Origin of the sequence: Paraburkholderia pallida, assembly GCF_004524855.1 — a bacterium.
Lineage (GTDB): Bacteria > Pseudomonadota > Gammaproteobacteria > Burkholderiales > Burkholderiaceae > Paraburkholderia > Paraburkholderia oxyphila.
The window spans coordinates 142,297-157,873 of the sequence record NZ_CP038152.1; the positions used below are offsets into that span (position 1 = coordinate 142,297).

The 15,577-nt window shown below is 64.3% G+C and carries 13 protein-coding genes and 1 pseudogene; 8 read left to right on the plus strand and 6 right to left on the minus strand.

Annotated elements, in window-relative coordinates:
- Positions 1-2: 2 nt before the first annotated feature.
- A complete protein-coding gene (gene tnpC / locus E1956_RS43170; protein ID WP_134759967.1) occupies positions 3-374 on the plus strand; it encodes a Tn3 family transposase post-transcriptional regulator TnpC in 372 nt (123 codons plus the stop codon).
- 66 nt (positions 375-440) lie between these two features.
- Here tnpC and E1956_RS43175 read toward each other — a convergent pair whose 3' ends face one another.
- Positions 441-1,541 (minus strand): site-specific integrase, encoded by a 1,101-nt coding sequence (locus E1956_RS43175; RefSeq protein WP_335930056.1) that lies wholly within the window; start codon positions 1,539-1,541, stop codon positions 441-443.
- On the opposite strand from E1956_RS43175, the gene E1956_RS43180 reads away from it, so the two are divergent.
- The gene (locus E1956_RS43180; protein WP_134759969.1) at positions 1,528-3,966 is read left to right on the plus strand and encodes a TOTE conflict system archaeo-eukaryotic primase domain-containing protein; all 2,439 of its coding nucleotides are present in this window, start codon (positions 1,528-1,530) and stop codon (positions 3,964-3,966) included. The genes E1956_RS43175 and E1956_RS43180 overlap by 14 nt on opposite strands.
- 57 nt (positions 3,967-4,023) lie before the next feature.
- Here the strand turns inward: E1956_RS43180 and vapC are convergent, their stop codons facing one another.
- Both vapC and E1956_RS43190 read right to left on the minus strand, forming a co-directional pair.
- A complete protein-coding gene (gene vapC / locus E1956_RS43185) occupies positions 4,024-4,428 on the minus strand; it encodes a type II toxin-antitoxin system VapC family toxin (protein ID WP_134759971.1) in 405 nt (134 codons plus the stop codon).
- On the minus strand, positions 4,425-4,619 hold the full coding sequence (locus E1956_RS43190) for a type II toxin-antitoxin system VapB family antitoxin (protein ID WP_028215418.1): 195 nt from the start codon (positions 4,617-4,619) through the stop codon (positions 4,425-4,427). The genes vapC and E1956_RS43190 overlap by 4 nt, the downstream gene beginning before the upstream one ends.
- Before the next feature lie 288 nt (positions 4,620-4,907).
- On the opposite strand from E1956_RS43190, the gene E1956_RS43195 reads away from it, so the two are divergent.
- From E1956_RS43195 to E1956_RS43205, 3 genes are all read left to right on the plus strand, one after another.
- The gene (locus E1956_RS43195; RefSeq protein WP_134759973.1) at positions 4,908-5,900 is read left to right on the plus strand and encodes a DNA-binding protein; all 993 of its coding nucleotides are present in this window, start codon (positions 4,908-4,910) and stop codon (positions 5,898-5,900) included.
- A gap of 173 nt (positions 5,901-6,073) precedes the next feature.
- Entirely contained in the window at positions 6,074-7,279 is a 1,206-nt protein-coding gene (locus E1956_RS43200) for a hypothetical protein (protein ID WP_134759975.1), read from the plus strand.
- Between the two features lie 109 nt (positions 7,280-7,388).
- Positions 7,389-7,670 (plus strand): hypothetical protein, encoded by a 282-nt coding sequence (locus E1956_RS43205; RefSeq protein ID WP_232072586.1) that lies wholly within the window; start codon positions 7,389-7,391, stop codon positions 7,668-7,670.
- Positions 7,671-7,863: 193 nt separating this feature from the next.
- On the opposite strand, the gene E1956_RS43210 is transcribed toward E1956_RS43205, so the two are convergent.
- Positions 7,864-8,100 carry a hypothetical protein gene (locus E1956_RS43210; RefSeq protein ID WP_134759977.1) on the minus strand — a complete coding sequence of 79 codons (237 nt, stop codon included), beginning with the start codon at positions 8,098-8,100 and terminating at the stop codon, positions 7,864-7,866.
- A gap of 498 nt (positions 8,101-8,598) precedes the next feature.
- Between E1956_RS43210 and E1956_RS43215 the strand changes: the two are divergent.
- The 3 genes and pseudogenes from E1956_RS43215 to E1956_RS43225 form a co-directional block, all read left to right on the plus strand.
- Positions 8,599-8,913, plus strand: a pseudogene (locus tag E1956_RS43215) (cation diffusion facilitator family transporter); the annotation flags it as partial.
- Positions 8,914-9,136: 223 nt separating this feature from the next.
- Positions 9,137-9,697, plus strand: coding sequence for a phasin family protein (locus E1956_RS43220; RefSeq protein WP_134759979.1), 561 nt, complete (start codon positions 9,137-9,139; stop codon positions 9,695-9,697).
- A 141-nt stretch (positions 9,698-9,838) separates the two neighbouring features.
- Positions 9,839-10,054 carry a hypothetical protein gene (locus tag E1956_RS43225; RefSeq protein WP_134759981.1) on the plus strand — a complete coding sequence of 72 codons (216 nt, stop codon included), beginning with the start codon at positions 9,839-9,841 and terminating at the stop codon, positions 10,052-10,054.
- Between the two features lie 408 nt (positions 10,055-10,462).
- Here the strand turns inward: E1956_RS43225 and E1956_RS43230 are convergent, their stop codons facing one another.
- Both E1956_RS43230 and E1956_RS43235 read right to left on the minus strand, forming a co-directional pair.
- Positions 10,463-10,645 (minus strand): hypothetical protein, encoded by a 183-nt coding sequence (locus tag E1956_RS43230; protein WP_134759983.1) that lies wholly within the window; start codon positions 10,643-10,645, stop codon positions 10,463-10,465.
- 173 nt (positions 10,646-10,818) lie between these two features.
- Positions 10,819-15,276 (minus strand): chemotaxis protein CheB, encoded by a 4,458-nt coding sequence (locus E1956_RS43235; protein ID WP_167760326.1) that lies wholly within the window; start codon positions 15,274-15,276, stop codon positions 10,819-10,821.
- Positions 15,277-15,577: the final 301 nt, after the last annotated feature.

Sequence of the window (15,577 nt, forward strand, 5' to 3'; positions counted from 1 at the left end):
GGATGAGTGCGAGAGCCGCGGTGACCACCACCCCGTACGGTGAAGTTGATGCCGCCGCACTGGAGGGACTGCAGTCGCACTATGACACGACGCGGGTGCTCGATGCGGTCGATACGCTCGACGAACTGCGCACAGGCCTGAACGATCCGGAGGGCCTGCGGGACGATCTGTTGCACCTGCATGGCATCGTGCATGCACTCGTCAACGGCGCGAACTGCGCGGCAACAACCCGGGACGTGTCGATTGTCGAGCAGATCGAGGACGTGCTTGAGCAGATCGATCACTATGTCGCCGAACTTTTATCGATCCGTGATGTGCTGCGCCCGCTCGAAGCGCTCCGCCATGAAGATCTGGCTGGTCCGGATCGCGATTGAGCTTGCGGCGAATCTCCCCCGGCACGTATCCGTCACGGGATGTGGAGTGACGCCTCGATCCAGCGGTTATGGCGCAGGCAATGCGATGACTGGTCGTTCCTGCACGGCCATGCCTGGTGTAGCGAGTGCCGATTCGATGCGGTGTTGCGCGAACGGATCGGCCGCGTCGATGTAGCGCATCGCGGAACGCACGTCTTTCCAGCCAACGTACTGCATCAGCATCTTCAGATCCCAGCCGTTCGAGTTGGCCCACGTTGCGAAGCCCCGCCGCAGCGAATGGCTGCTGTAGCTGTCCGGCGCGGCCAGGCCTGCTGCGTGGAAAAGCGCACGCAACAGCGGCACGAAGCTGCCCGCATGCAGTCCCTCATCGCCGACGTTTCCCCAGCGGTCTATGCTCCGGAACACGGGTCCTTCCGTCAGGCCGGACGCCGCAATCCACGCCTCGTATGCGGCAACCGGGCACAGGCGTGAAAGTGCCGGGGCCTTGAAGGTCGTGCCCAGCTGCGCGCGGTCGCCTTTCGTGCGCGGCAGGTACAACGTCATGCCGCGGCCCGCCTCTACGGCTACATGCTCGATTCTCAGTCGGCTGAGTTCATCCGAGCGAAAGCCGCGCCAGAAACCCAGCAGCATCAGGGCACGGTTGCGAAGGCACGCGAGGCGCTCGCGCCCGTCGGCTTCCCTGGCGATCTGCTCATCGAGCCAGGCCGTGAGCTTTTCGAGCTGCGCGAGCTGCATGGGCTTCGCCCGCTTCTCGGTTGCGGGATGCAGCGCGACGATACCTCTGAGAACCTTGCGCACATGTGGGGCCTTCGTCGGATCCGGAAAACCCTGCGTCTGATGCCATTGCGCGAGCGCTGCAAGCCGCGAGCGCAGGGTATTGACCGACAAGGTTTCTGCGTGATCGGCAAGGTACCGCGCAATCATGTCAGCGCTCGCGGGCAGAAAGCCGCCCCATTCAACCTCGAAATGCCGAAGCGCCGACTGGTAACTGCGCCGGGTGTTTTCGCGCGTCGCGGCTTCGACGTAGCGATCGATGGCAGACATGGCTCGTGGGTAAAATCGGTGATCTGTATCGGAGACGATGATATGCAACAACGAACGTGTGCGCCAGCCGGCGTGCTCGATGGGAGCCAGGGTTTCGGCCGGTGAAGCGATGAACGAAGGCAAGCTGCTACAGGCAGACTGGGAAAATCTCACACGCGAGGAGCTGCTCGCGGAGCTCACCCGCCTGCAGGGCGAAATTGCGCGGCTCACCGCCTTGCTGCCGGCAACGCTGCAGGCGCAGGCAACGCCCGTGCGGGTGGCCCGGAACGAACCATCGCCAGCAGTGCGAAACACGGGCGCCCCCGTACTTTCGCCCGAGCAGAAGGTACAGCTCTTCCGGCGGCTGTTTCGCGGCCGCACGGATGTCTATCCGCTACGCTGGGAAAGCCGCAATTCCGGGAAATCCGGCTACGCGCCGGCGTGCGCCAACGAATGGCGCGCCGGGATCTGCGAAAAGCCCCGCATCCGGTGCGCCGACTGCGGGCATCGTGTACTGCTGACGCTGGACGACCAGGTCGTCTATACGCACCTGGCAGGCGATCGCACGGTGGGCCTCTATCCGTTGATGCCGGACGGCACCTGCTACCTGCTCGCTGTCGACTTCGACGAGGAAGGCTGGCGTGAAGATGCGCAGGCATTCCGGCAATCCTGCCTCGAGATGGACGTGCCCGTATCGCTCGAAATCTCGCGTTCAGGCAATGGCGCGCACGCTTGGATCTTCTTCTCGTCGGCCGTTGCTGCACGTGACGCGCGACGGATGGGCTCAGCCATCATCAGCCACACCTGTACCCGGACCCGTCAGCTCGAACTGACGTCCTATGACCGGCTCTTCCCGAACCAGGATGTGCTGCCCAAAGGCGGCTTCGGTAACCTCATTGCCCTGCCGCTGCAGAAGCACCCGCGCGAGCATGGCTGGAGCGTCTTTGTCGATGACGGCTTTCAGCCGTACGCTGATCAGTGGTCGTATCTCGCGTCCGTGCAAACCATGGACAGCCGCGACATCGAGGGGGTGATCTTTCGCGCCACGGGCGGTGCGCACCCGCTCGACGTTGCGTTCATCGCCGAGGAGGACCAGGCCGAACCGTGGAAGCCACCGCCCGCGCAGCCGAAGCGGCTGGCCGGAACGATGCCGGCGTCGCTCACACTGACGCTCGCGAACCAGCTCTATCTTGAAAAGGCGCAGCTTCCGCAGGCGCTGCTCAACCGGCTCATCCGGCTGGCCGCCTTCCAGAATCCGGAGTTCTACCGGGCCCAGGCGCGCGGCTTCAGCGTATGGGACAAGCCACGCATCATTGGGCGCGCCGAGAACTGCCCGCGCCACATTGCATTGCCGCGCGGATGCCTCGACGACGTCATGACGCTACTGCGCGATAACGGCATCGCCTGCGACATCTGCGACGAGCGCTGCACCGGCGAGCCGCTTGCCGTTCCGTTTGCCGGCACGTTGCGCGATGACCAGCAGGCGGCCGTTACCGACCTGCTGCGACACGACACCGGCATCCTGCATGCGCCGACGGCGTTCGGCAAGACCGTGACGGCAGCCGCGATGATCGCGCAGCGTGGCGTCAACACGCTCGTGCTCGTGCACCGCCGGGAACTGCTTGACCAGTGGCGCGAGCGCCTGCAGTCGTTTCTCGCACTCGACGCGCGCGAGATCGGCACGATCGGCGGCGGCAAGTCGAAGGCGACGGTCCGGATCGATGTCGCGATGCTGCAATCCGTGGCACCCGATGGTGCCCGCGGCGAGCTGTTGCGGCGTTACGGCCATGTCATCGTCGATGAATGTCACCACGTCTCCGCGGATTCCTTCGAGGCGGTGCTCAAGGCCGTTCATGCGCGCTATGTGCTGGGTCTGACCGCGACGCCGGTGCGGCGCGACAGCCAGCAGCCCGTCATGTTCATGCTGTGCGGACCGATCCGGCATGCGGCGAAATCCCCGGCCAGCGCGCCCCAGGTGCTCGAGGTGTTCCCGCAAAGGCTCACCTCCGCAGTGGACGTCGCGGCCGACGCGCCAATCCAGGCGGTGTTCGCTCAGCTCGCGCAGGACACCCCGCGCACGCAGATGATCGCGGCGGCTGTACGTGAACAGTACAGGCAGGGGCGGAACGTGCTGGTACTCACCGAACGGACGGACCATCTCGAAAGCCTGCAGCAGATGCTGCAAGACACGGTGCAGTCGCTGTTCGTGCTGCACGGACGGCTCGGCAGAAAAGCGCGCGCCACCCAGTTGGCGGCCCTTGACGCGCTGGCCGGTGACATGCCACGCGTGGTGCTGGCGACTGGCAGGCTCGTAGGCGAAGGCTTCGACCATCCGGCGCTGGACACCCTGGTGCTGGCCATGCCGGTTGCGTGGAGGGGCACGCTGCAGCAGTACGCCGGCCGGCTGCACCGTGAGCATGCGGGCAAGACCGGCGTACGGGTGATCGATTATGTGGATGGCGGCCATCCGGTGCTGCAGCGCATGTGGGAGAAACGCCAGCGCGGCTACCGGGCAATGGGCTATCAGGTCCGCACGCCCGGAGAAGATATCCAGCTCCAGTTGGCCTGAAACCGGTGGTGAATTCGTATTCCGTATCGTTCCTTGCTGTTTGATGTCACCGGCACGTTAGTCGTCGCGCATTGAAGACTGAAGACCGAGGTGCTCGACGAACGGATCGAAATCCCGGTCGCTGAAGAGCAGCGGCGCACCGTTTTCAATGCACCACGTCGCGATCAGCGTATCGATGGTTTTGCGGATCGTTACGCCCTGCGCTCGCAAGATGCGGTAATTCCGGGCCGCCTGAATGGCGTTATCCGGCCCCACCAGCGAGACGACATCGAATCGCGTCGTCATCAGCTGCCGGGCAGTATTGAACGCCGACTCGGCGGCAAATCCCTGTAGCACCTCGGCGACGATCAGGTCGCCGGTGACCAGCACCTCCCGGCCCAGCAGGGCATCCAGTCGGCTGGCTTGGGGTGAAGCCAGCCCCCGGAAGTAGTCGATCCACACGCTTGAATCGACGAGTATCACTGGTCGCGCCTCATGGCATCCAGGTCGCCTTCCCACGGTAATTTGCCGCGGAACTGGCGAATCTGCTCCTGCTGCTTGAGCCGGATGATCGTTTTCAGGCCAAGCTCGACCGCTTCACGTTTGGTCCGGATGCCCGTTGCGGCAAGCGCTTCGGCCATCAACCGGTCGTCGATCTCGATATTGGTACGCATGGAGCGCCTCGTAAATGTGTATAAAACAATTGAATTATACACATCAAACGCTTGTGGTCCACGCTCCGGGTTGCGACATCCCAATTTGACCAGCAATCCCCCGGAGATCGTCAATTTCCATATTTCGTACCGGTTGTGCGGCGGAACAAGCCGGATTCGGACCATCACACTGGATAATCCCCCTTTATCGCATGTGAGTAGCGCCTGCATCAGGTCGCCCTTGACCACGTGCGTTGATACGTATATACATGGTACGTAATACAGTACGATATTCGAGCGAGGAAGCAGATGGCCCGCACCGGTCTTACGCGCATGGACGTCAAGCGCGCCCGCGACGCGTTGCTCGCGCAGGGGCAGCACACATCGATCGACGCGATACGTATCGCGCTCGGCAATACGGGCTCGAAAACCACGATCCACCGGTACCTGAAGGAACTGGAGGAAGATGAGGGGGCGTCACTCACACGCGCCGGGGCGCTCTCGGACGCGATCCAGGATCTGGTGGCCCGGCTCGCGGCCCGCCTGCATGAAGAAGCACAAGCCCTCGTCGACCAGCAGGCCGCCGCTGCGGCCGCGCAGCGCCAGCAGGCGCAGTCCGAAATCGCAAGGCTCGGCGCTGAGCTGGCCACGGTGCGGGAGCAACTCTCGGGCGCGACCGCCGCCCTTTCCGCGGAGCAGGAGGCGCACGCCGGGACTCGCGTGGCGCTGCATCAGCGCGACCTGGACGTCGAGCGGCTCACCCAGCAGGTATGCGACCAGACCGAGCGCCTTGCCGAGCAGGAAGGCTTCCGCCTGTCGCTTGAGGCCAGGCTCGTGCATGCGCGCGATTCCCTTGAGCACTTCCGTACGGCCGCGCGCGAGCAGCGCGAACAGGAAGCGCACCGACATGAGCAGCAGGTCCAGCAGGTGCAGGCTGAGCTACGCCAGGCGAACCAGACGGCCATCGTCCGGCAGAACGAGATCACACAGCTGAACCGGGACAACGCGCGGCTCGTCGCAGAAGCGACGGCCACGACCCGGCTCGCACGCGATCAGCAGGCACATGGCGAGGCGCTGCAGTCCGCCCTCAATCGAGCGCTCACCGATCGGGCGCGCGCCGAGGCCGAGCGCGACGCAGTGCAGTCGGCAGCCGATGCGCGGGCAGCCGAGCTGCTCCAGTTACGCGAAGCTCGCGACTCGCTCCGCGCGGACCTCACGAAGCTGGCCGCGCAGCTCGAAGCACAGCAGCAGCTCCTGGTGGACTACCGGATGCGGCTGGGCGGCGCGGACGCGGCGGGCTGAAAGCGCCGCGTCGCGTGCCGAAAGGACATCACAATGGCCACGCGCACGCCTTCCGGCGCTGGTCATGAAGCATTCCGGCTTTCGCGTCGGCCCGGAGTCTCATGGCTCTGCCGGGTTGCGCGCCAGCACATTCACCTTCTTCTCTTCCATGCGCTTCGCTACGGGAATCTGGCATGAGCGAATACCAATACTACGAGTTTGCATGCGTCGACCAGCTGCTTACGGCGACCCAGCAGGCAGAGTTGCGCAGTTTCTCCACGCGGGCCACGATCACCGCCTCAAGCTTCGTCAACGAATATCACTGGGGAAACCTCAAGGGCGACCCGCTCGAGTGGGTACAGCAATATTTCGATGCCCACGTCTACTCCTCCAACTGGGGGAGCTGCCGCCTGCTTCTTCGCCTGCCGCGCGGGACGTTTGACGCGGCGACCATCCGCGATTACGTCAAGGCTGGACGAAGGAGGCGCTCCCGTTTCGAGAAAGCGTTCGAGGCCATGGACGTCGATGACTGGTGCCTCCTCGACTGGTCGTTCAACGATGACTCGGGCGAACACGTCCGCTTCTCGGAGGAGATGGATGGTGCGGGGTGGATGACGCGCCTGCTGCCAGTACGCGACGAGCTGCTCGGCGGCGATGCTCGCCCGCTTTATCTTGGGTGGCTTGCCCGCCTCGCGAATGATGAGCTACACGATGACGAAATCGAACCGCCGGTGCCTGCGGGATTACAGGCGTTGACGCCGGCACAGGTAGCACTGGCCGAGTTTCTGATGCTGGATGCGGATTGGCTCGCCGCCGCCGCAGAGGCCAGCCCGTCATTATTGGCCCCAGAATCCAGTGGGAGCGAAGACAGTCGCTTTGATCCCTGGTTACGTGAGTTGCCGGTTGAGGAAATGCGGGCGAAACTGCGCATGCTGCTACAGGGACGCAGCCGTGAAGCGGAGCGAACGCTTCGAAACGCTTTTCTCAAATGGGAGAATGGCAGGAATGCAAAGCAATTGAATTTGCCCGGGCGCCGTCGAATATCCGAAATCGGATCAAGGGTCGCCTCTCATCGTGCCATCCGTGAAAGAAGGGAGCAGGAAGCACGCCAGGCGGCTGAGGCCCGCCGTCGTGAGGAACGCACACGGTACCTCACATCACTTCTCGAACAGGAAGACACGGCGTGGTCAGGCATCGATGCACAACTGCGACGCACGACGGGCAGCGCCTACGATCAAGCATTCCAGAAGTTGCAGGATCTTGCCGAAGCGTATGAAAACGCCAGGCGGGATGCCGTATTCCGGCGTCGTCTGGCGCAATTGATGTCGAGTCATGGCAAGCGGGGAGCCTGGCTTGCCCGGCTGCAAAAAGCCGGGTATTTATGGCAACCCAAGTCTTAGCCTCCCTGGCCTGCTGAAGCATTTCCGCAAATCTGGGATGAACCCTGAGCTCAGATGGCACGCCCGGCATATATGCCAATTTTCGGCGATTTGACCAAGTCATAATAACTTGGACGCCTATGATAGGAAATTGTGCTTACCTTGTTCGCCCCCCTACCTCACATCACTTCTCGAACAGGAAGACACGGCGTGGTCAAGCATCGATGTACAACTGCGACGCACGACGGGCAGCGCCTACGATCAGGCATTCCAGAAGTTGCAGGATCTCGCCGAAGCGTATGAAAACGCCAGGCGGGATGCCGTATTCCGGCGTCGTCTGGCGCAATTGATGTCGAGTCATGGCAAGCGGGGAGCCTGGCTTGCCCGGCTGCAAAAAGCGGGGTATTTGTGAGTGACTGGAATACCGGACTTCCGGTGGTCCGTATGGCCGATCCGGCTTGATGAGGTGGGCGGCCGCCTTTCGCTGCGGAGGCCGAAGTGCTGATAAAGGGTGCGCTGATAAAGGGGGATACCGTACGGGACGCAAGGATGATCAACGATCTTCCGGACCAGCACGGTCACGATGGTTGCTTTCCATTCGGTTATCACGCCCCGGTTTGTTCAAGGCGAGCAATCGAATCGAGGATGAGCTGCCGGTGGCGGAGATAGAGCGCTATGGTTTCCTCAAACAGCCGCAGGAGTTCCAGCGCCAAAGCGTCGTCGCCGCCTGTGCAGCGCCATCGTTCTATCGTTGCCCGCAATGCCGCAGCCCGCAGTTCCGCTTCGCTGATGCGCCGGTCCGCCAGTGCGAGATGGTTCCGCTCCTGCGCCAGCTTGTCCATACCGGCTTCCCCGCACTGGACGTGGTCAGTGCAACACCGGGAGAGCCGCAGTGTCACCCCTGGCAGCGCCGACGGTCCCGTCCCAAAAGTATACGCCTTCTCTGACCCGGATTCTGTCGCCCGTTCCGGTAGCCGTTCGAACGGTCTCACTACAGTGCGGAGATGCGCACGATCCACGCCGCCGCAAAGGAGGCAGCTGGTATCCTGGCCGTTCGACTTCCGTCAGACGACCGCGGTGATCCGGCGAAAGGGTCGATGGGCCTTACGCCGTCGCACCCTGATCGACCAGCTCAATCCCAAACTGCCGCCCTTCGAAGGCCATCAACATCGCCCCAAAGCCGGTTCAGTCGACCCGCCTGCCATCCATGACCCCACAGGGCCGTTACTCATCAGCACTGCCGAGGCTCGTGCATCATCGGTCTGGCCACCACGCTCGTGCTGCACGCGCCATGTCCCCAGATGGCTGACAGGCAGGTTGACCGGCGCCCCTTGACATAGCGCAGGACCTGGATGGTGATTGCCCTGTGCAGCGCGATGATGGTGGCCGAGATTGTCGGCGGCAGCCTCTTTGGCTCCCTCGCGCTCGTCGCCGATGGTCTGCATATGTCAACGCACGCGGGTGCGATGCTGATTGCCGCTCTGGCCTGCACATACGCCCGCAGGCACGCAACGGATTCCCGTTTCGTCTTCGGGACCGGCAAGCTCGGCGGCCTCGCCGGCTTCACCAGTGCCATCGTGCTGGCCATGATTGCCCTGCTGATCGGGTATGTGGCCGTCTCGCGCTTCTTTTCACCGGTACCAATCCATAACGATATTAAATTCACTGCGACTTGATGCCACTCCGTGACGGCGATGCCGTCCTTCAGACCATCACCCGAATGCTGCGCAACATCCGTCCGGAGTGACGGCCTCAAACACGCCGGTGAGGTCCCTGCTCCCTTGAAGCGGACATCCCCACCGGTCCTGTCACGCGATCCCGGGGTATGCGCCTTGATGGCGCGGCCCCCCACTGGATCGCCTTTACTGGAGATTCATCGTGCAAATCCAGGAGCAGCTTGCAGCGAGCCAGAAGGCTAATCTCGACATGCTCTTCACCCTCACCAGCGGGATCGTCGAGGCCCTCGGGAAGCTCGCAGAACTGAACATGCAAACGATCCGGTCGACGTTGCAGGACGCGATCGATCAGACCCAGCGGGCACTGTCCGTGAAGGAGCCGCAGCAATGGCCGGCGCTGCAGGACAGCCTCGCGGCCCCTATGGCGGAGAAGGTGCAGACCTACAGCCGTCAGCTGTTCGAAATCGGCGCGGAAATCAAGGCCGAATCTGCACGGTATGCGCATGCCCAGTGGGAAGCGTACGGCAACCGGGCGAAGGTGCTGATGGAAGACGTCGCAAAGGGCACGCCGGCTGGCTCCGAGGCTGCCCTGGCCGCGCTGGATTCGGCATTCACCGCCGCCAGTACGCTGTACGGTACGCTGGAAAAAACGGGGAGACAGGCGGTCGAGGTCACCCGAAGCAATTTCGATGCGGCCGCGGCGGCTTCCTCGAAATCGGCCAGGCGCGGCGTCGCTTCCGAGGCACAGGCCGCGAAACGATAAGGGATGAAGCCGCCGGCCCGGGACCTGGCCGATGGCTTTGCTGGAGGTCACGGGCCACACCCCTGCTCGTCCTGTATGTCGTCCAGCCACGGGCCGTTGACCTGGCATAACCGCAACACGAATCTGGCTGGCAACGCACACATGACCACCTGCGACCATGCTGCCCTGGAGCTGGCGCACATCCGCGCCATGATTGCGGCGCTCGAGCGCCTGCCTTATGACGACGCTGTGAGGCCGGCGACGCGGGTGACGTCGCCGGACTTGCCGCCGCCCCTTGAGCGGGAGGCCCATGCACTGCTGCAGCGACTGGACGCGCTCCGTGCATCGCGCACCTGCCGCGCACGGGATCGGCCGTAGGCATCGGTGGCCGGTGAGAGCGCGACATCCACGGCCTGCGCAATTCACCGGGCGACCGTCGCTCGCCGACCTGACCTTCCCGTCCTGACACGGGTGGGACTGGCTGCTCACCCTTCGTGTCCACTGGGCGGCATTTTTCTCACCTGGTGATCTTCCGGGCGATCACCAGGGATGTGCGGGTGCGGCGCCTCAGCCCTCACAGCGAACACCATCGGTGGACGATGCGATGGCGAGACCCCTCATCGGATCGCTGCCCGGCGGTCCGGTTGGCCGGATCTGTTGGCGGCGACGTAAAACCGCGCTTTTTGGGCGGCGCAAGTCGGAATGATTCTCTCAAGTCCGAAGGGGCCGCGAGGGCCCTGTTGCTGCTAGAGTGGCACCATGCATCTGTTCGTAGTGCGAACAATTTCAAGCCGATGAAGAAGCGTCCAGGTTGCTGGCGCTCATCGCACGCTGGATGTCGGTCAGATAGCGCGCGCAGATGACTTCACGGAGGTCCTCATGCAGTTCGAAGACTGCAGGTGCCTGCTGCGGCGACCGGTCCCCGGGCACGACGAGCTTGACGCCGTGACGGCGGCCGGAGGGCATCATGGGCGGCCTGCTCATGCCTCGTCCCGCTTTCGTGTGACCGACTTCTTCGCGCCCCGGTGTCGGGCCCGCGCCCCGGTGCGTTCGCGTGCCTCCTTGAGCGGGTCCGCCTCGCCCTCGATCGGGATCATCCCGGCGCGTTGCACGGAGTCGCCTTGCCGGCTGGCGTCAACTGTCTAGTCTGACTCTTCGGATCCGGCAGCACCCTCGTCCGGCAACCGGCCAAGCAATCCTTCGATGTCATCGATCGCGACTGGCTTGACCAGGTGCGCATCGAAACCGGCTTCCCGGGAACGACGCCGGTCTTCGTCCTGCGACCACCCGGTGAGTGCCACCAGCAGAAAGCGACCGTCAGCGCGCTGCGCACGGATCCGCCGGGCGGCCTCGAAGCCATTCTGTCCGGGCAGACCGATGTCGAGCAGGATCATGTCAGGCAGCAGGGCGGCCGCCTCCTCGACCGCGCGAAGCCCGTCGTACGCAATGTGGACTTCGTGACCCCGCATGCGCAGCATCGCGGCGAGCGAGTCTGCCGAGTCATGGTTGTCGTCTACGACCAGGATGCACAGAGCCGGCGCCGTCCCCTGCTCGCGCCCGGGTCGCTCCGGCGGCGCTGGCTGCGCCTGTTGCGCTTGCGCCAGCGTGGGCAGCCGCACCACGAATTCGCTGCCCTGGCCTGCGCCGTCGCTGTGGACGCTCACCTCGCCGCCATGCATCCCCACCAGCGTCTTGACCAGTGTCAGGCCAATCCCCAGGCCGCTACGCGTGCGTTCCAGCGAATTGTCAGCCTGCGCAAACATGTCGAAAATCTGGGGCAGCTGCGCTTGCGTAATGCCGATGCCGTTGTCCCGGACACGGATGAGTGCACGGTCCCCTTCGCGTTCCAGGCGCAGTTCGATCCGGCCGCCGCCCTCGGTGAACTTGCTCGCGTTGCTCAGCAGATTGCCGATCACCTGGAGCAGCCGCACGGGGTCCCCGTCAACGTAGATCGGCCCGGGTGGCACGCTGACCACCAGTTCCTGCCGCATCGCATTGCATTCGCTGCGGGCCGCCTCGGCGGCGTGGTGGGCCAGCGAGTTCAGTTCGACCTCACCCCGGCGCAGTTCGATCTTGCCGCGACTGACACGGCTCACGTCAAGCAGCTCGTCGACAAGCCGAACCATCTGCGCCATCTGGCGTTGCATGATGTCGATCGCGGATCGATCGGCCGGCGTGCGGGTACCCGACTGCTGCAGGATTTGCAGGGCATTGCGGATCGGCGCAAGCGGGTTGCGCAGTTCGTGGGCGAGCATCGCCAGAAATTCGTTCTTGCGCCGGTCAGTTTCGGCCAGTCCCGCCGCGAAGGCTTTCAGCTCTTCCTGCATGCGCCGGCTCTCGCTGATGTCGCGCGCCACTCTCGATATGCCGATCACCCCGCCGTTTGCGTTGCGAAGCGGCGAGATCGCGATCGACAGGTGCACCCGACGCCCTTCCCGGTTCGCAATCGTCGTCTCGACATGCGCGATGCGCTCGCCCCGCCGCATCCGTGCCGGAACTCCGGCCTCCCCGTTGTCCTGTGCGGACGGCATCAGCCGTGCGAGCGGCGTGCCGATCGCCTCAATGGCGCGCAGCCCGAAAATCCGTTCCGCACCCGCGTTCCATGTCGTGATAATGCCGTCCAGGGTCGTGCTGATGATCCCGTCGTCGGAGCATTCGACAATCTCGGCCAGCCGCGCCTGGACTTCCCCCACGCGGGTGCGTTCGGTCACGTCCTCGAGCGCCAGCAGGATCAGTCCCGTCTCTTCCCCGTTGCGAACGATGCGGCGGGCATTGAGCAGCATGATCCTGCGGCCGATCGAATCGAAGCTGGCCCGGACCTCATAGTCCTCGAAAGGCTTGCTCTCGGCGAGCACCTGCGCGAGCAGGGTGTGCAGCTCCGGAATGTCCCACTGACCGTTGCCCAGTTCAAAGAGGCGGCGCCCCTGCGCGTCGGATGGCGTCTGCCTGAACGTGCGATAGAAGGCCCGGCTCGCCAGATGGACGCGCAGCTCGCTGTCCAGGACCAGCAGCGGGTCGCGCACGGTTTCGATGATGGCGTGGGCGTAGTCGCGGGCCTCGCGCAATGCCGTCTGGGCGAGCTTCGCGGTGTAAATGTCCTCGAGCGCGAGCACCGCGCCGTCGATCCGGTTGTCCGCGGTACGATAGGGCAGGACGCGGAACGCGTACCAGTGACCGGCTTCGTCCTGCACCTCGTGCTCGCGCATCTGCACGGAATCGATGACCTCGCCCAGCAGCGCTTCGAGGCCACCTGTCGGCACGGGAAGTCTCAGATGGCTGGCCGGGCGCCCGACGTCGCTGGCGCGCAGGTGCAGCAGTTTCGCTGCGGGCGAGGTGAACCGGCGTACGCACAGGTCATTGCCGAACACGATAACCGGCACATTGACGCTGCCGAGCAGGTTAGTCATGTCGTCGTTAAGCCGGATGAGCTCGGCGTTGCGGACCTGCAGCTGTTCATTGACCGTCGTCAGCTCCTCGTTGAGCGATTGCAGTTCCTCCTTGGCGGATTCGAGCTCCTCATTGGTGCTCTGGAGTTCCTCGTTCGACGACAGGATCTCCTCGTTGCCCGCCTTCAGCTCCTCATTGGCGGCATCCTGCTGCTCGATCACCGACTGCAGGTACTCGCGCGTGGAGGCCAGTTCCTGGCGCAGCGAGGCCAGGTCCTCGTCCGGCCGGCTCGCCGGCGCCGCGCTGGAGGGCGCCACCGGCATCGGAGCGGAGCGATGCGCGGGTTCGGCAAACGAAATCAGGTAGCAGCGCTCCGCCGCATTCGGCAGTTTGACCGGCATCACATGCAGGTCGGTCTCCCGCTCGGCCGCCTCGCCCCGTACGCGTACGCCCTGACGGTGCACCGGGACGCCCTGCTGCTGGCACTCGGCGAGCGCGGCGCGCAACCCGACGAACAGCCCCTCGCGCGCCATCTTCAGCAGGTTGTGGCTCGGCTCCCCGGGTGCCGGGGCAAGGAATGGACCGGTCTGGCCGCGAAACTGCAGGATGTCCAGATTTTCGTTGACGAGCACGCCAGGCGGCGCGTAGCGGGCCAGTGCGACGCGGTCGGCTTCACGCTGCCAGTCTGCGACCGACATGGCCGGTGCCGGGGCGACGCCCCGCCCGGGATCCACGACCGTTCGCCCGGCACTGAAGTGGGGATACGAGCGGGTTGCCGTGACCTTTTTCGCATAGACGCGGTTGGGCGGGTCAACGGCGGCGAAAAGCGCGTCGAATGAACCGACGGTTTCAGACGCACCGAGGACAAGAAAGCCGCCCGGATTGAGGGCGTAATGGAACGTTGGAATGACGCGTTTTTGCAGCGCCGGTGCGAGATAGATCAGCAGATTGCGGCAGCTGATCAGATCAACCCGGGAATAGGGTGGATCGGCTGCCACGTTCTGCCGCGCGAAGACGATCATGTCGCGCAGTGAAGGGGACACGCGATAGTGGCTGTCCTCCCGGCTGAAAAACCGGTTAAGCCGGCCGGCCGACACCTCCGCCTCGATGCTGCCCGGATACAGTCCCTGACGTGCCTGCTGCAGCGACATCGTGTCGCTCAGATCAGTGGCAAAAATCTGGACAGGCTGCGGTGCGCGATGCGTCTCCTCGAAAAATTCCGTGACGACGATGGCCAGCGAGTAGGCTTCCTGGCCGGTCGAGCAGCCCGGCACCCAGATGCGCAGCGGCATGCCGGGCTCCATGTTCTTCATGATCGCGGGCAGCACAAGCTTCTTGATTGCGTCGAACGCGCCGGGATCCCGGAAGAAGCTCGTGACGTTGATCAGGATGTCGTGGTAGAGCGCAGCGAGCTCGGTGCCGTCCTCCCGGAGCCTGGCGGCGTACGCGGCCAGGCTCGCGAGCGAGTGCAGCGCCATCCGGCGCGTCATGCGCCGCCTGATGGTCGTGTCGCGATAGTTGCTGAAGTCGACCTTGAATGCCATATGCAGCCGGCCCAGAATCTCCCGGTAGTTCCCATCTTCCTCGATGGTTTCGGGCTCGGATTTCGCTGCCGGGGCAGAGGCGACATAGGGATGACGGGCGATGCGCACCAGCGCGCGAGCCATGTCCGCAGGCGTCAGAACCATGTCGATGCAGCCCGAGCGGATCGCATTCAGGGGCATGCCCGCGTGGGCCGCGCTCTGTTCGTCCTGGGCGAGCGTGATGCCTCCAGCACCCTTGATCTCCTCCACGCCCAGCGTCCCGTCGGTGCCCGTGCCGGAGAGGATCACGCCGATCGCGCGAACCTGGCAGTCTTCGGCCAGTGACTTGAGAAAATGGTCAACCGGCAGGTGCATGCCGCGTGCCTCACTGCGCGGACTGACCCGGCATTTACCGCTGGCAATGGCCAGCGTCGTGTTGGGCGCAATCACATAGACGTGGTCCGGTTCGACCGGCAAACCATCGCGCGCCTCGAGCACCGGCATCGGCGTGACTTCGGCCAGCAGGTCACGCAACCGGCTTTCGTGCTGGGGATCGAGATGCTGCACGACGACAAAGGCCATGCCGGTATCGGCGGGCAACTGTCCGAGCAGTTTGCTCAGGGCGTCCCAGGCCGCCGGCCGACGCACCGATGCCGACCACCGGACCCGGGCTTTCGAGGGCACGGTCATCCCGCTTTTCATCAGGGGCCGCGGACCGTGATGGCGAGGCCACGGACGGTCGAGACGTTTTCCGGTTCAAATACCATGCTCCTTCACGGGAATCGTTGCGGCTTCCCGCCGCCCTTCACGACAGCGGCGCTCGAGAAGCCAGATGGGCGAGCGCGGCGCACAGGGACCTGCACGGGTAGCAGTGCGACGCATTCTCGCATTGACGGGGGGCGACGGGACCCGGCGCACGGCCCGCATGTTACCGGCAGTCCAACGTGATGCGCCGGACGGAATGCGTCCCTGCATTCGCTTTGCCGGAATC

What these genes read in the sequence shown, in the direction of transcription:
- E1956_RS43180 (WP_134759969.1), top strand. Translation starts at nt 1,528, where the DNA reads ATGAACGAAGGCAAGCTGCTACAGGCAGACTGGGAAAATCTCACACGC.
- E1956_RS43190 (WP_028215418.1), bottom strand. Translation starts at nt 4,619, where the DNA reads ATGCGTACCAATATCGAGATCGACGACCGGTTGATGGCCGAAGCGCTT.
- E1956_RS43225 (WP_134759981.1), top strand. Translation starts at nt 9,839, where the DNA reads ATGACCACCTGCGACCATGCTGCCCTGGAGCTGGCGCACATCCGCGCC.
- E1956_RS43210 (WP_134759977.1), bottom strand. Translation starts at nt 8,100, where the DNA reads ATGGACAAGCTGGCGCAGGAGCGGAACCATCTCGCACTGGCGGACCGG.
- E1956_RS43195 (WP_134759973.1), top strand. Translation starts at nt 4,908, where the DNA reads ATGGCCCGCACCGGTCTTACGCGCATGGACGTCAAGCGCGCCCGCGAC.
- E1956_RS43200 (WP_134759975.1), top strand. Translation starts at nt 6,074, where the DNA reads ATGAGCGAATACCAATACTACGAGTTTGCATGCGTCGACCAGCTGCTT.
- E1956_RS43230 (WP_134759983.1), bottom strand. Translation starts at nt 10,645, where the DNA reads ATGATGCCCTCCGGCCGCCGTCACGGCGTCAAGCTCGTCGTGCCCGGG.
- E1956_RS43235 (WP_167760326.1), bottom strand. Translation starts at nt 15,276, where the DNA reads ATGACCGTGCCCTCGAAAGCCCGGGTCCGGTGGTCGGCATCGGTGCGT.
- tnpC (WP_134759967.1), top strand. Translation starts at nt 3, where the DNA reads ATGAGTGCGAGAGCCGCGGTGACCACCACCCCGTACGGTGAAGTTGAT.